Annotated in this window: 10 protein-coding genes and 1 pseudogene; 4 read left to right on the top strand and 7 right to left on the bottom strand. The window is 69.0% G+C overall.

Features of this window, described 5'->3' with window-relative positions:
- Positions 1-88 precede the first annotated feature (88 nt).
- The 3 genes from J2W14_RS17940 to J2W14_RS17930 all read right to left on the bottom strand — a co-directional run bounded on the left by J2W14_RS17940 (position 89) and on the right by J2W14_RS17930 (position 3,399).
- Positions 89-1,120 (bottom strand): LacI family DNA-binding transcriptional regulator, encoded by a 1,032-nt coding sequence (locus tag J2W14_RS17940; protein ID WP_307465030.1) that lies wholly within the window; start codon positions 1,118-1,120, stop codon positions 89-91.
- Positions 1,121-1,453: 333 nt separating this feature from the next.
- A complete protein-coding gene (locus J2W14_RS17935) occupies positions 1,454-2,443 on the bottom strand; it encodes an LLM class flavin-dependent oxidoreductase (protein ID WP_307465028.1) in 990 nt (329 codons plus the stop codon).
- Positions 2,444-2,580: 137 nt separating this feature from the next.
- Positions 2,581-3,399, bottom strand: a complete 819-nt coding sequence (locus J2W14_RS17930; RefSeq protein WP_307465026.1) for a hypothetical protein — start codon at positions 3,397-3,399, stop codon at positions 2,581-2,583.
- 96 nt (positions 3,400-3,495) lie between these two features.
- Between J2W14_RS17930 and J2W14_RS17925 the strand changes: the two genes are divergently transcribed.
- The 4 genes from J2W14_RS17925 to J2W14_RS17910 all read left to right on the top strand — a co-directional run bounded on the left by J2W14_RS17925 (position 3,496) and on the right by J2W14_RS17910 (position 7,949).
- Positions 3,496-4,365 (top strand): aldo/keto reductase, encoded by an 870-nt coding sequence (locus J2W14_RS17925; RefSeq protein WP_307465024.1) that lies wholly within the window; start codon positions 3,496-3,498, stop codon positions 4,363-4,365.
- A gap of 52 nt (positions 4,366-4,417) precedes the next feature.
- Positions 4,418-5,119: a type 1 glutamine amidotransferase domain-containing protein gene (locus tag J2W14_RS17920; RefSeq protein ID WP_307465023.1), complete on the top strand. Its 702-nt coding sequence runs from the start codon at positions 4,418-4,420 to the stop codon at positions 5,117-5,119.
- 63 nt (positions 5,120-5,182) lie between these two features.
- Positions 5,183-6,883, top strand: a complete 1,701-nt coding sequence (locus J2W14_RS17915) for a helicase HerA-like domain-containing protein (protein ID WP_307465021.1) — start codon at positions 5,183-5,185, stop codon at positions 6,881-6,883.
- 73 nt (positions 6,884-6,956) lie between these two features.
- A complete protein-coding gene (locus J2W14_RS17910) occupies positions 6,957-7,949 on the top strand; it encodes a hypothetical protein (RefSeq protein ID WP_307465019.1) in 993 nt (330 codons plus the stop codon).
- A 267-nt stretch (positions 7,950-8,216) separates the two neighbouring features.
- On the opposite strand, the pseudogene J2W14_RS17905 reads toward J2W14_RS17910, so the two are convergent.
- From J2W14_RS17905 to J2W14_RS17890, 4 genes and pseudogenes are all read right to left on the bottom strand, one after another.
- Positions 8,217-8,492, bottom strand: a pseudogene (locus J2W14_RS17905) (hypothetical protein); the annotation flags it as partial.
- 640 nt (positions 8,493-9,132) lie between these two features.
- Positions 9,133-11,094, bottom strand: a complete 1,962-nt coding sequence (locus tag J2W14_RS17900; protein ID WP_307465017.1) for an NHL domain-containing thioredoxin family protein — start codon at positions 11,092-11,094, stop codon at positions 9,133-9,135.
- Positions 11,091-13,253 (bottom strand): cytochrome c oxidase assembly protein, encoded by a 2,163-nt coding sequence (locus tag J2W14_RS17895; protein ID WP_370871346.1) that lies wholly within the window; start codon positions 13,251-13,253, stop codon positions 11,091-11,093. The genes J2W14_RS17900 and J2W14_RS17895 overlap by 4 nt, the downstream gene beginning before the upstream one ends.
- A gap of 145 nt (positions 13,254-13,398) precedes the next feature.
- Positions 13,399-13,686, bottom strand: coding sequence for an HU family DNA-binding protein (locus J2W14_RS17890; RefSeq protein ID WP_024367639.1), 288 nt, complete (start codon positions 13,684-13,686; stop codon positions 13,399-13,401).
- Positions 13,687-14,162 lie beyond the last annotated feature (476 nt).

The raw sequence follows: 14,162 nt of genomic DNA, 5'->3' as shown, positions 1-14,162 counted from the left end.
GGAGGGGTTGTGGGACTGGTGTTCGTGGTGGGGTGCGGAAGATCGGTGCGGCCGGTCAGGCGACCGGTCGCGTCAGACAGCCGGCCGGTCAGGCGGCCGTCGGATGGCCGGGGGCGGGGCCGGTGGAGGCCCTGACCACGAGCCGGGGCGCCGGGAGGGCCGTGTCTCCGCCGCCGTGCGTTCCGGCGAGCTGGTTCAGCAGCACCTGGGCGGCCACCCGGCCCCAGAGCATGGGGTCCGTGGCGAGGGTAGTGAGGGGCGGGTTCAGGTACTGGGTGAACTCGGCGTTGTCGTAACCGGTGATCGACAGGTCACCGGGAACGCTGAGCCCGAGCGACTGCGCATAGGACTGCCCGGCGGTAGCCATGAGGTCGTTCGCGTACACAATGGCGGTCGGCCGGTCCGTCCGCCGGAGAAGTTCGGCGGTGGCCGCCACGCCGCCGGCGGCGGTGAAGTCGGCCGCGGCGAAGAGATCAGACGCGAGCCCGGCCGCGGCCAGCGCATCCGCCCACGCTTTGCGCCGGCTGCGCCCGTGGATGTATTCCTGCCCGCCGCCGACGTGGGCGATCCGGGTGTGCCCGAGGGCCACGAGGTGCTCCACCGCGGCAACGATGCCGGCCGATTCGTCCACGGAAACCGCCGGGAACGGGGAGTTGGCGTCGGGCCGGTTCAGGGTCACGGCCGGCACCTTCAGCTCGTTCAGCAGGCCGATGCGGGAGTCGTTGTGCCTGACGTCGGTGAGGATCACGCCGTCGACCCGGCCGTTCTCGACGAGCTTTCGGTAGCAGCGCTCCTCGGCTCCCGGGGCAGTGGCGACACTCAGGACCAGGGTGTAGTCGTGCTCGGCAAGTGCCGTCTCGATCCCGGCGATGAACGCGGGGAAGAAGGGGTCCGTTCCGAGCAGCGAGGGATCCCGGGCGACCACCAGGCCCAGCGCATACGCCTTGGCGGAAGACAGCCCCTTGGCCCGCAGGCTCGGTTTCCAGCCAAGGTCCTTGGCAACCTTCAGGATGCGGTCGCGGGTGTCCTGGCTGACGCCGGGCTGGCCGTTGAGGGCGTAGGAGACGGCACCCTTGCTGACGCCGGCCGCGTGGGCGACGTCGCTGATGGTGACTGCCATGGGCCGTTCCCTTTCGGAGGGGTTCAGCTGCATCGTTAAGCGCTGAACCGGTTAAGTGATGTGTACTACTAAACCGGTTCAGTTGAGATGTGTCAAGCGTTTGCCTGAGAGGCTGGGACCGGGCGGGAGGCGGCCCGGCAGCCGGCCGCGTCACGCAGGGCGGGTTATTGGCGCGAGAAGTGCCGTCCTGCCGCGCCGGTCCGCGGCACGGCGGGTCGAACGACGCTAAAGCCTGCCGTGCGTGACGGATACCCTGGCATGACGGGACCGGCGACGGGCCCGCGGCCCGGAACCCGGGTTGCCCGGAACCCGGGTTGCCGGGACCCGGGTTGGCTAGACCCGGACCAGACCGGCGACGTCGGCGAGCAGCTGCACGGAGCGCAGCCGTGCCTCGGTGCCGGTGCTCTGGTGCGCGACGATGAGCTCGTCGGCGTCGGCGTGCGCGGTGAACTCGTCCAGGTATTCGAGCACGGCGTCCGGGGTGCCCACGGCGGAGTACTTCATCATCTGGGCCACGTGCTGGCCCTGCGGCGAGTCCAGGATCATGTCCGCCTCGTCGTCGCTGAACTCGCGGCCGTTGCCGAAGAACAGCGAGACGCGGGCGCGCTTGGTGGCCTGGAACATCTGCTGCGCCTCGGCCGCGGAATCCGCCGCGATGACGTTGACGCCGGCGATCACGTGCGGGGCGTCCAGCTGCGCGGACGGCTGGAAGTCGCGCCGGTAGATCGCGACGGCGTCCTGCAGCGCGTTGGGCGCGAAGTGCGAGGCGAAGGCGTAGGGCAGGCCCAGCTGCGCGGCGAGCCGGGCGCCGAAGAGCGAGGAGCCCAGGATGTACAGCGGCACGTCGGTGCCCTTGCCCGGGGTGGCCTCCACGCCCTGGATGCGGGTGGGGCCGGTCAGGTAGCCCTGGAGTTCCAGCACGTCCTGCGGGAAGCTGTCCGAGGACATCGGGTCGCGGCGCAGGGCCCGCAGCGTGTTCTGGTCGCTGCCGGGCGCGCGGCCCAGGCCCAGGTCGATGCGTCCCGGGTGCAGGGTCTCCAGGGTGCCGAACTGCTCGGCGATGGTGAGCGGCGAGTGGTTCGGCAGCATCACGCCGCCGGCACCGAGGCGGATGCTCTCGGTCTGCGCGGCGATGTGGGCGATCAGCACACTCGTGGCCGAGGAGGCGATGGCCGACATGTTGTGGTGCTCGGCGTACCAGACCCGCCGGTAACCGAGCTGCTCGGCGAGCTGCGCCATGGCGACGCTTCCCGCGAAGCTCTCTGCCGCCGTCTGGCCCTTGCCGATGGTTGCCAGGTCAAGGATGGAAAGCGGAACAGTCACGGAAAAGCCGGCCTTTCGTAGCGGGGAAGTCTCAGGCGCAGCGCCGGATCCCGGCGCGGGCACACTATCGACAACGACGCCAGGCCCCGGGATATTTCTGCCCCAGCTGTGGCGCTGCCCATGAAGCAGGCGGCGGCTCAGGGGCAGGAGTAGTTGTAGTCCAGCCCGGCGGAGACGTATTGCGTCAGGGCGACGCGGCTGCCGGGGGTGAGCGCCGGCAGCGAGCAGTTGGATTTGGCGCCCGTGAGTGACCGCGCCCCCGCCAGCCAGCTGGGCAGCCCTGCGAGCGGGCTGCTCGCCGATACGGTGCCGGCAATCTGGTTCCACTGGTAGCCGGTGGAGTACAGGCCGACTTCGGCGTTGATGCTGGTGAAGTAGGCGGTCATGCCTTCGAGGTCCGCGACGTTGGCGGCCTTGTCCGGCTGCCAGCTGTTTTCGGTTTCCACATCCAGCCACCACAGGTATTTCTCCGGGTTGTCGATCCCGCGGATTGTGGCGTCGTCGTAGGCCTTTGCATAGCCGTACATGTAGGAGCACGCCCGGAAGTCCTCCGCTCCGCTGCCGCCGCCGCGGCAGGCACCGTACGGGTTGGCCACGTTATCGCCGCCGTAGTGGTTGGAAGTGGGCCACCACGAACCCTGCAGGCCGGGGTTCGCCGTGTTGACGTACAGTGCCACCCGGGGCTGGGCGGTGCGTGCCGGGGACGGCGCGGTGTTGGCCCAGGCGAGCTGGGTGGCCAGGCACGGGTTGGTGGTGTTGGCGAGGCCGTTGTTCACCCCGACGATGGCGAACGCCGGCTGTTTGGGGAGGGTCTTGCCGCACTGGGGCCAGGAAACGTCGATGCCGACCGGCTCGGCGTTCCGGGGAGGGGCCGCCGAGGCCGGCACTCCGCCCAGCAGGAGCAGGCCAAGCGTGATGGCGGCGGAAAGAACTTTTTTCAATGCCCGGGTAGCCATGCTCCAGCTTACTTCCGGCCCCTGCCCCGGGCGGGGAAACCCGCCGCGCGGGTCGCCGGTTGGAATACTCAGCAGGCTGAAGGAGTTGCCGCCCCCATGAGCCATGACAATTCACAGCATCCGGAACTGTCCGCCACGATCGGCCTCAAGGACCTGGGCACCGTCCACCGACTGGGGTTCGGCGCCATGCGCATTGTCGGGGACGGCGTCTGGGGCGAGCCGGCGGACCGCAAGGCCGCCGTCGCCGTCGTCCGCCGCGCCGTCGAACTCGGCGTCGACTTCATTGACACCGCCGATTCCTACGGGCCGAACATCAGCGAGGAGATCCTGGCCGAGGCCCTGCACCCCTACCGGGACGGCCTTCAGATCGCCACCAAGGTCGGGTTCACGCGCACCGGCCCGCACGAATGGGTGCCGCTGGGCCGCGCCGAATATCTCCGGCAGCAGACCGAACTGAGCCTGCGCAAGCTCAAGGTCGACGCGCTCGACCTGCTGCAGCTGCACCGGATCGACCCCAAGGTGGATCCCGAGGAGCAGTTCACCGTGCTTCGCGACCTGCAGAAGGAAGGCAAGGTGAAGGCGCTGGGCCTGTCCCAGGTCAGCGTCGCCGAACTCGAGGAGGCCGGGAAGTACTTCACCGTCTCCACCGTCCAGAACCGCTACAACCTGACCGACCGCAGCTCCGAGGACGTGCTCAACTACGCCGAGGAGAACGGGATCGGCTTCATCCCCTGGGCACCGATCTCCGCCGGGGAGCTGTCCCGGCCCGGCGGCCCGCTGGATGCCGCCGCCCAGCGGCTCGGCGCCACCACGTCCCAGGTGGCCCTGGCCTGGCTGCTGCGCCGCTCCCCCGTTATGATGCCGATCCCCGGCACCGGCTCGATCCGGCACCTCGAAGAGAACCTGGCCGCCGCCGGCGTCGTGCTGGATGACACCACGTACGCCGAACTCGAAGCCGCACGCTAACACCCCTTGCTGATACCCGCCGGCCGCGTGGCCGGCAGAACAGGAGCCTGACATGGCTAGCATTCTGATGGTCGTATCCGCCGCCGACTCCCTCACCATGCGTGACGGCAGCGAACACCCCACCGGCTACTGGGCCGAGGAACTGGTGGTTTCGCACCAGACCCTTCGCAACGCCGGACACACCGTCCACATCGCCACACCCGGCGGCGCGAAGCCGACCGTGGACGAGGTGAGCCTGGCGGCCGGGTCCGCCGGCGGCCAGGACCGCGCCGACAGCTTCCGCAGCTACCTCGCCGGGATCGACGCCGAGCTGTCCGCGCCGCTGGCGCTGGCCGACGTCGACCCCGCCGGCTACGACGCGGTCGTCCTGCCCGGCGGCCACGGCCCGATGGCCGACCTCTACCGGGACGCCGACCTAGGCAAACTCCTGATCGCGGCGAACACGGCCGGCAAGATCATCGCCCCGTTCTGCCACGGCCCGGCGGGCCTGCTGAGCGCCACGGACGACGCCGGGGCCTTCGCCTTCGCGGGACGCCGCCTCACCGTTTTCACCAACGAGGAGGAACTGGGCGGCGGCACCGGCCCCAACACGCCGTGGTTCGTGGAGGACGTGCTGAAGGACAAGGGCGCGGTCGTAGAGAACGCCGCCGCGTGGAGCTCCCACGTGGTGCGCGACGGCAACCTGATCAGCGGCCAGAACCCGCAGTCCAGCGAGGACGTGGCGCAGGAAGTCCTCAAGGCCCTCGCCGGGTAGCACCGCCGGAACACCACCCGCCGGAGCCGGGTCCGGATTGCCGGACCCGGCTAAGCTGTCCGCATGGCCATCAAATCCACCGCAGACAAAGTCGCCACCCTCCAGAAGGGGTACACCCTCGAGGGCCCCACCATTGAGCTGGGCGCCGCGATCATCGACGGCGAGGTCCACAAGGAAGCCCCCGTCCGGCTCCCGCTGTCCATGATGAACCGCCACGGGCTGGTGGCCGGGGCAACCGGTACGGGCAAGACCGTCACGCTGCACATGATGGCCGAGCAGCTCTCCGCCGCCGGGGTCCCGGTGTTCCTGGCGGATATCAAGGGCGACCTGTCCGGGCTGGCCACGGCCGCCACGGGCAGCGAAAAACTGATGGCCCGCACGGCCGGGATCGGCCAGCCCTGGTCCGGCAAGACGTTCCCGGTGGAGTTCCTGGCCCTGGGCGGCGACGGCAACGGCATCCCGGTCCGCGCCACGATCACGTCCTTCGGCCCCATCCTGCTCTCCCGCATCATGGAGCTCAACGACACGCAGGAATCGAGCCTGCAGCTCGTCTTCCACTTCGCGGACAAGAACAACCTCGAACTGATCGACCTGAAGGACCTGCGCGCCGTCATCCAGTTCCTCACCTCCGCCGAAGGCAAGGACGAGCTCGAGGAACTCGGCGGACTGTCGAAGTCGACCGCCGGAGTGATCCTCCGCGAACTCATCACGCTCGAGGCGCAGGGCATGGAGAAGTTCTTCGGCGAACCCGAGTTCGACACCGCCGAACTGATGCGCACCGCCCCGGACGGACGCGGCGTCATCACCTGCCTGGAGCTGCCCACCCTGCAGACCAAGCCGATGCTGTTCTCCACCTTCCTGATGTGGCTGCTGGCCGACCTGTTCGAGGACCTGCCCGAGGCCGGGGACCTGGACAAGCCGAAGCTGGTGTTCTTCCTTGACGAGGCCCACCTGCTGTTCAACGGCGCCTCGAAGGCGTTCCTGGACGCCATCACCACCACCGTGCGGCTGATCCGGTCCAAGGGCGTCGGCATCTTCTTCGTCACCCAGACCCCCAAGGATGTCCCCGCGGAGGTCCTGGGGCAGCTAGCCAACCGGGTGCAGCACGCCCTCCGCGCCTACACGCCGGAGGATGCCAAGGCGCTCAAAGCCACCGTCTCCACGTTCCCGATGAGCGACTACGACCTTGAGGAAACCCTCACCTCCGCCGGAATCGGCGAGGCCGTCATCACCGTCATGAACGAGAAGGGCGCCCCGACGCCGGTGGCGCTCACCCGTCTGCGCGCGCCGGAATCCGTCATGGGGCCCAGCGCCGACGCCCTGATCTCCAGCACGGTGGCCGCCTCTGCGCTGCTGCCCAAGTACGGCACCGCCGTCGACAACGTCTCCGCCTACGAGAAGATCTCCGGCAAGGCCGCGGCGGACGCCGCTGCGGCGGCCCCCGCCCCGGCCCCCGGCACCGGCGGCGGCGCCTCCGACGTCGACGCCGAGGCACGCCGGATCGAGGAGGAAATCCTGGGCCGCCCCAGCAGCCGGCCAGCTGCGGCACCCTCACGGCAAGAGCCGGGTCGGGAGGCCCGGCCGTCACCCCGGCAGCCGCAGCGGCAGCCGGCGGACGACGGCGGCATGGCCGGAGACCTTGCCGGGGTCTTGGGCGGTGCCCTCGGCGGCGGACTCAAGAGCATGGCCCGCTCGCTCGGGACCCAGCTCGGCCGCGAACTGCTGCGCGGCGTCTTCGGCACCGCCTCCAAGCGCCGCCGCTAGGCGGACCTTGTCACATCGGGCCCGCGTGACAGGAGAATTCCTGCGGGGTGCAGGTAACGTAAGGTGAGTGCAAATGAGTCAGGCGTTAGTCAGGATCGCAGCCGCATGGCTGCTGGTCCTGATGCTTGCCGTGGCCGGAGGCATCGTTGCGGTCAACGTCGTGAACAACTCCCTTGCGAGCCCGCAGCAGCCTGTGCGTGAATATATGGATGCCCTGCAGAAGGGCGAAGGCGAGAAAGCCCTGGGCCTGCTGAGCGCATCCGTTCCGCAGAGCAACGCCGCCATGCTGGACGGCACGGCGCTGCAGACCGCCACCGCACGGATCAGCGGCATCAGGTACGGCGACGCCGAGGACCGCGGCAACAACCAGGTCATGGTGCCGATCGAGTACACCATTGACGGCAGCGAGCTCCGGACCGAGTTCCTGCTGGAGAGATCCGGCACGGAGTGGCTGTTCTTCCACAAATGGGCCCTTGTTCCCGCAGCCCTTCCGGTCCTGGATGTCACGGTGGTCAACGCCAGCGAGGCCACCCTCAACGGGGTCCCGGTGAACATGCCCAACGGCCGCAACACCTTCGCCGTCTTCTACCCGGGCGAGTACGAGGCCTCCCTGGCCGGTGAATACTTCTCCGCCGCGCCCACCAAGGCCACCGTGTCCGGCCGGGATGTCCCCGTGGCACCGCTGAACGTGATGACGGAAGCCACCGACGGGCTGAAGGACGCGGTGGGCAGCAAAGTGAACGAGTTCTTGGACACCTGCGCCGACACCGCCGACAAGCAGCAGCAGCTCCAGCCGGACTGCCCGTTCTACCACACGACCAACAACCGGGTCATTGACGGCACCATCGACTGGAGCATCACCGAGTACCCCGCCATCAGCATCGAACCCTTCGGCGGACGCTGGGTGATGGCGCCCCTGAACGGCAAAGCACGGATCGAGGCCCAGCAGGTGGATCTGTTCACCGGTGCCGTGACGTCCCTCAACACCGTCCACGATTTCAGCTTCACCGCGCGCCTGGATATCGACGCCGACACCGTCAAGGTCACGCCGCTCCTGAGCTACTAGGCCCCGCGGCGGCTGCGGCGGCCGTGGTGGTGGCAGTGGTCGTGGCAGTGGCGTCACTCCGGAAAGTCTTTTGACTCCACCGGCCCCAACGCACCCCGCCATTCCGCGGAATCCGTTGCTCCAAACGGCCACGAACCTGCCTGCCGTGACGCCTGCACCTCCCCGGGCGTCCGGCCGAGGACTGCCAGGACCTCGGCGAGCATCCGCGGGGTGGTGCACAACGTCGTCGTAGTAGTACCGGAGCACGGAGTAGCCCTGAACCACGGACACGTTGTTGCGCCGCTGGTCCTTCCTGACCTGGACCCACCCACCGTGAAGGCGCCCATCCAGCTCCACAATCAGGGTGCCCTCCAGCAGGAGGTCCACATATCCGACGCCGTCGATGTGGACCTGCGTTTCCACCCGGATGCCGGCCTGGCGGAAATACGTCCTGGCGAGGGTCTCCAGCAGGGATTCGGCTCCGCGGTCCACCCAGTCAAGGACCCGTCGGGCGCGGCCATTTCGCTTCCCGGGGAGTCGGTCGCGCAGGAACCCGACTGTCATGTCGCCCCGGCCGACGGCGCACTCCACCATGACCAGGGCTTCAGCGAACGGCAGGCATCTCAGCGCGTGGATGAGCACGTCACCGAGCGCAGCAACCGGGCGGTAGGGGTGCGGCTCGAGGAGCAGTCCGTAGTGCCCGGCCTGCCCCTCGAAGGCTGCACCGCGTCTGTGATGCACATGGAGCGGACCGGCGGAGTTCACCTGCCAGAGCCCGTAGAAGGGCGCCGCGCTGCTGCATGTGAGGAGCTGCCGGTGCCGCAGCAGCGCCACATGGTCCGGGGCCGCCGTCGGGAGCGCATAGAGACCCCGGACCGGCTGCAGGACGCCGGCCCTCACCGCCCGCCGCAGCGCGGCGTCGTCGATTCCCAAGCGGGCCAGCGCAGGCCGCCGGGCCGCTCCCCCGCAGATGGCCAGGGCCCTGAAGACATCCATGGGGCAATCGTTTACCCGGCCACGCGGCGCCGGGAGTCCGTGGACCCGCTATGTGGACATCTTCACGTCACGCGGCGCAGCGTTTTGCGGCCGCAACGACCGTGGAACGCCGGGATTCCGCGGATCCGGGGCCAGGTTAAAGCCAAAAGGCTGCTGTCCGTGACGCCGGGTCACGGACAGCAGCCCACCCGGGGCGCTCAGGCGGATGTCAGTCCATGCCGCGCAGGTCGAGCACCAGCTCGGTGTCGCCGTCGGCCTGCAGCAGCACGGGGATGCCCCAGTCCTGCTGGTACAGGTGGCAGGCGGCGTGGTCGGGGATCTCGCCGTCCGCGTCCTCCGGGCCGTCGCAGGCAGCGGCGCGTGCGGTGATGTGCAGCACGCCCTCCGGCACGTCGGCGGAAAGTTCCAGGGTGCGGGACAGTCCCACCGAGGTTCCGCCGCCGGCCAGCAGCAGTTCCGGCGGGGTGGAGGAGATCTTCAGCTGGGTCGGGTCGCCCCAGCGGTCGTCCAGTTTCTGGCCCGTGGGTGCGGTGAAGCGGACCGCCAGCTCCAGCAGCCCGGCGGCCACGGGGGTCTTGGGCCGGTGGGTCTGGGCCGCGCCCTCATCCACCTGCTGCGCTTCCTTGGGGATCGGCACGTAGACGAGCTGGTGCTTGTTGGCTTCGACCACCACCAGCAGCGGCTCTGCGCCGGCGACCTGGGTGTGGTCCACGATCACGTCGGAGGGCTCCGACAGCCCGCGCGCCAGGGTGGACACCGTGCCCGAGGCGGGATCGTAGCGGCGGACGGCACCGTTATAGGTGTCCGCGATCGCCACCGAGCCGTCCGGCAGCACGGTGACGCCCAGCGGGTGCTGCAGCCGGGCGTCGGCGGCCTTCCCGTCGCGGAAGCCGAAGTCGAACAGGCCCTTGCCGACGGCGGACTCAACGGTGATGGCGCCGCCGTCGCCGATCACAAGCTTGCGCAGCGCCGAGGTTTCGGAGTCCGCCACCCAGATGTTGCCGTCGGCGTCCTCGGCGAGACCGGAGGACTGGGCGAACCAGGCTTCCTCGGCCGGGCCGTCCAGCAGGCCCTCGAGGCCGTTGCCGGCGATGATGGACACGGCGCCGGAGCGCGGGTCGAAGCTGAAGATCTGGTGCACGCCGGCCATGGCGATGACGACGGCATGCAGTTTGGTGGACCAGACCACGTCCCAGGGCGAGCTGAGGGAGACCTGCAGCGGATCCGGTTCCAGCCGGGCACCGTAGGCGGCGCCTTCCTCGTCCACCCGGGCCGGTCCCGTCTCGAGGAGCCGCTGGACGCCGTTGCCGGCGAGGGTGCTGACGGTTCCGTCCGCGAGGGACAGTCCGCGCAGGCGGTGGTTCACGGAGTCGGCAATCACGACGTCGTAGCCGGTCTCGGCGGCGACGTCCTCCGGGAGCAGGACCAGGCCCTGGGGTTCGTTGAAGCGGGCCGTGGCGGCGTTGCCGTCGGCATGGCCCTTCTCGCCGGAGCCGTAGGTGGCGAGCACGGTCTGGAAGTCGGTGGAGAGCTCCACGAGGCGGTGGTGGCCGGTGTCGGTGACCAGCCAGGAACCCGCCGCTGAAGCGCTTCCAACGCCGCGGCCGTCGGGGAGGAACAGGGCCTTGCCGGGGAACCGCAGGGTGCCCGACGTCGGCTCCGGCGCCACATACGGCCCGTCGCCGCGGTGCAGCGTTCCCTTCGCCTCGTGTTCGGCGATCAGCTCCGGGATGAGCACGGCGAGGCCGTCGGCGTGGCCCTCGCCGGAGAGGTGCGCCACGATGTAGCCCTCGGGGTCGATGACCACCAGGGTGGGCCAGGCCCGTGCCGTGTAGGCCTTCCAGGTGTCCAGCTCAGGATCATCCAGGACCGGGTGGCGGATCTCGTAGCGTTCGACGGCGGCGGCCAGGGCCACCGGATCAGCCTCGTGCTCGAACTTCGGGGAGTGCACACCGACCGTCACCAGGACGTCGGAGTACTGCTGCTCGAGCGGGCGGAGTTCGTCCAGCACGTGCAGGCAGTTGATGCAGCAGAATGTCCAGAAGTCGAGCAGCACGATCTTGCCGCGCAGGGATTCCAGGTCCAGGGATTTCCCGCCGGTGTTGAGCCAGTTGCGGCCCACCAGCTCGGAGGCCCGGACCCGGAGGTGGGTGCGTACGGTTTCGGTCATGAGCGTCCTTCCAGCTTTGACTTGCGTTCGGCCAGCCGGGCATCGCGCTCGGCCAGCTTGGCAAACATATCGTTGTAAGCAGTGAGATCGGCGTCGTTATTCCTGTCCGCCGCCCGGTCGGTGCGCTTGGACTCGCGCGCATCGGAACGGGACCACTGGACGGCGACGCCGATCGCCACCAGCAGCGTGGGCACTTCGCCGATGCCCCAGGCCACGGCGCCGCCCATCTGCTGGTCCAGCAGGGCCGACGGGCCCCAGGTCCGGCCGAGGTTGCCGAAGTAGTCCGCGGCCAGCAGCCCGGTGCCGCCCATGATCGCGACCCCGAAGAAGGCGTGGAAGCCCATGGTGGCCAGCAGGAGCATCAGCCGCATGGGGTACGGCGCGCGCCGGGGCAGCGGGTCGGTGCCGATCATGGTGAGCACGAAGATGTAGCCGGTGAGGGCGAAGTGCAGGTTCATCAGCTCGTGGCCGATGTGGTCCCGCATCGCATATCCGAACGCGTCCGAATAGTAGAACAGCACGATCGAGCCGGCGAAGTTGGCAGCGGCGAACAGCGGATGCGTCACCAGCTGGGAGAACTTCGAGTGGATGACGATCAGCAGCCATTCGCGCGGGCCGCGTGAACTGTCGCGGCGCGCCGTGAGCGCGCGCAGGGCCAGCGTCACGGGGGCGCCCAGGACCAGGAAGATGGGGGCCACCATGGTCAGTGCCATATGGTCCACCATGTGCGCCGAGAACAGCACCCGGCCGTAGACCGCCGGAGGGCCGGAGGTCACATACGTGAGCACCCCGAGCCCGATCACCCAGTTGACGGCCCGGAACCAGGACCAGGAATCCCCGCGCCGGAGCACCTTCCGCAAGCCGAGGATGTAGGCCACCAGGCCAAAGACCGCGACGGCGACCCAGAGCCAGTCGGGGCGCCATTCGGTCAGCCAGCGTTCCGGGGTGAGCTCCGGCGGCAGTTCGTAGCCCGAGACGATAAAGGCCGGTGAGGCGTTCGGCGCCAGGGCCTCGCCCTGCGGCGGCGCCGAGCGGCCGAGCGCGACAGCGATGCCCGACGTCGCCCCCATGATGAGCAACTCCGCAACGACGAGCTGCCAGAGCACGCGGCGGGCTGACAGCCCCCCGCCCTGGCTGCCCAGCTGGGGAATGACCCAATGCCGGTGCATCAGGCCGATACCGCCAAGGACGAGGGTCGCCGCTGCTTTGGCCAGAATCAGCTGCCCGTAGGCCGAGCCGAACAGGTCGTTCCAGGATGTGAGGCGGATGCTGGAGTTGATCACGCCGGAAGCGAAGACGAGGACGAAGGCGAAGCCGGCCAGTGCGGAGAAGCGCCGGAACGTCGGCTCGGTGATATCGGGGCGGCTGCCGGACTTCGAGCCGGCCGCGGTGCCTGCCAGCGTGCCGGAGAGCAGGGCCAGCGTGATGATGCCGCCGACCCAGGCCGATACCCCGACCAGGTGCAGGCCGAGCGAGTTGATGGCGCCTTCGTGGTCAGCGGAGCTGGCGGAGTGTCCGATCAGCGCTGACGGGACGAGTCCGATGAGGGACAGAACCAGGGTTGCCGCCAGGGCTCCCCGGGAGCGGACCCCAAAGAGGGCCGTGGTGACCACGGCGGCGATGATAACTACGGCCAGCCAAGCCCGGCCGGTCTCGATGTCGGTCATGAAATAGACCAGGGAGCGGGTGAATTCCGGATCCCCGGAGATCCCCTGGCCAGCGATGTCCGAGTAGCTGAGCACCAGCACGGCAATCGCCGACAGCGTCCAGACGGCCCCGGCGGCGGCGGCGGCCGCCAGCGTCCGCGTGAAGGCCGGATGTTCCGGGGCGTCGTCGTCCTTGGACCGGGAGCCGGCATGGGAACGGGGCAGGATTCCGACGGCGAAGAGAAGGCTGCCGATCACGGTGGCCAGCGCCATGTTGTGCACGGCTTTGCTGACCGGCAGGCCCCAGCGGACCAGGGCGCCCGGGTCGGAGACCTCGCGGGCGGCCGCGGCGCCGGAGAACACCAGCGCGGCGACTAGTCCCAGGAACAGCGCGGCAAGGCCGGCGAACAGCCAGGCCCGGGAGATTTCGCCGGAACCCGCAACGGCGCCCCGCCCTCCCCCGGTCGGGGTGGGAGCGGCGGTGGTGGCACGGGGATTTGCTGCGGAAGGCACAGTTCCATTGTCCGCTACGCCCCGCCTGCCCGCCGAATCGAGAGCTGCCCGCCACCTGCCAGGGAACAGCCTCCGGGCTGTTTGGTTAACGAAAAAGGAGCGGCGACCCAGGGGGTCGCCGCTCCTTTCAAGCGTTCAGAGAAGACTACTTCTTCTTGGAGACCGCAGCCTTCAGCTTCGAGCCGGCGGTCAGCTTGACGCTGTGGCCCGCGGCGATCTGGATGGTCTCGCCCGTCTGCGGGTTGCGGCCGGTGCGAGCTGCACGGTCGGTGCGCTCAACGGCGAGCCAGCCCGGGATGGTGATCTTTTCGCCGGCGGCGACAGAGGTCTCGAAGACCTCGAACAGTGCATCCAGCACGGAGTTGACGGCTGCCTGGCTGGTGCCGGCCTTGCCTGCTACCTCTGCAACAAGTTCACTACGGTTCTTAGCCATTTATGTCCTCCTGGACTGTCATGATTTCTGGAGCCTGCACACGGCATGCGCACAAGCCACTGTCCGAAAACTTACCAGCTTGCCGCCGCCGAGGTGGCAAATTCCGCGTGTTTTCGGCCTTTTTTGGGGAAAAACCCGGGAATCGACGCCTTTCGGGGCCTTATTTCGCCAACAGCGGACGCTCTCTCAGCCGGGGCGGTGTCCGCCCTGATGCTCCTTCAGATCCTGCATGATCCGGGGCAACGCTCCCGGACTCCCTTGGGAGCCCGACGACGGCGGCGCCTCCCGCCGTTGCGGGGCCCCCACAAACCCCGCTGATGCCGCTGAGCTCCTGCGACGCCGAGGAAGGCGGGGAAGGAGCACGCTCCACCTTGAATGGCTGTTAAATGCGGGAGAGCCCCAACCGTGTGGTTGGGGCTCTCGACCGTTTAATGATGTTCCGGCGGTGACCTACTCTCCCACACCCTCCCGGGTGC

It is taken from the genome of Pseudarthrobacter oxydans, from assembly GCF_030812335.1.
Lineage (GTDB): Bacteria > Actinomycetota > Actinomycetes > Actinomycetales > Micrococcaceae > Arthrobacter > Arthrobacter oxydans_B.
Note: the sequence above shows the minus strand (reverse complement) of the source record. Positions and strands in the feature narration are given on the sequence as shown.

Bases quoted from the DNA above. Each gene is read 5' to 3' on its own strand.
- J2W14_RS17940 (WP_307465030.1), bottom strand. From the start codon at position 1,120: ATGGCAGTCACCATCAGCGACGTCGCCCACGCGGCCGGCGTCAGCAAG.
- J2W14_RS17930 (WP_307465026.1), bottom strand. From the start codon at position 3,399: ATGGCTACCCGGGCATTGAAAAAAGTTCTTTCCGCCGCCATCACGCTT.
- J2W14_RS17925 (WP_307465024.1), top strand. From the start codon at position 3,496: ATGAGCCATGACAATTCACAGCATCCGGAACTGTCCGCCACGATCGGC.
- J2W14_RS17920 (WP_307465023.1), top strand. From the start codon at position 4,418: ATGGCTAGCATTCTGATGGTCGTATCCGCCGCCGACTCCCTCACCATG.
- J2W14_RS17915 (WP_307465021.1), top strand. From the start codon at position 5,183: ATGGCCATCAAATCCACCGCAGACAAAGTCGCCACCCTCCAGAAGGGG.
- J2W14_RS17910 (WP_307465019.1), top strand. From the start codon at position 6,957: ATGAGTCAGGCGTTAGTCAGGATCGCAGCCGCATGGCTGCTGGTCCTG.
- J2W14_RS17900 (WP_307465017.1), bottom strand. From the start codon at position 11,094: ATGACCGAAACCGTACGCACCCACCTCCGGGTCCGGGCCTCCGAGCTG.
- J2W14_RS17890 (WP_024367639.1), bottom strand. From the start codon at position 13,686: ATGGCTAAGAACCGTAGTGAACTTGTTGCAGAGGTAGCAGGCAAGGCC.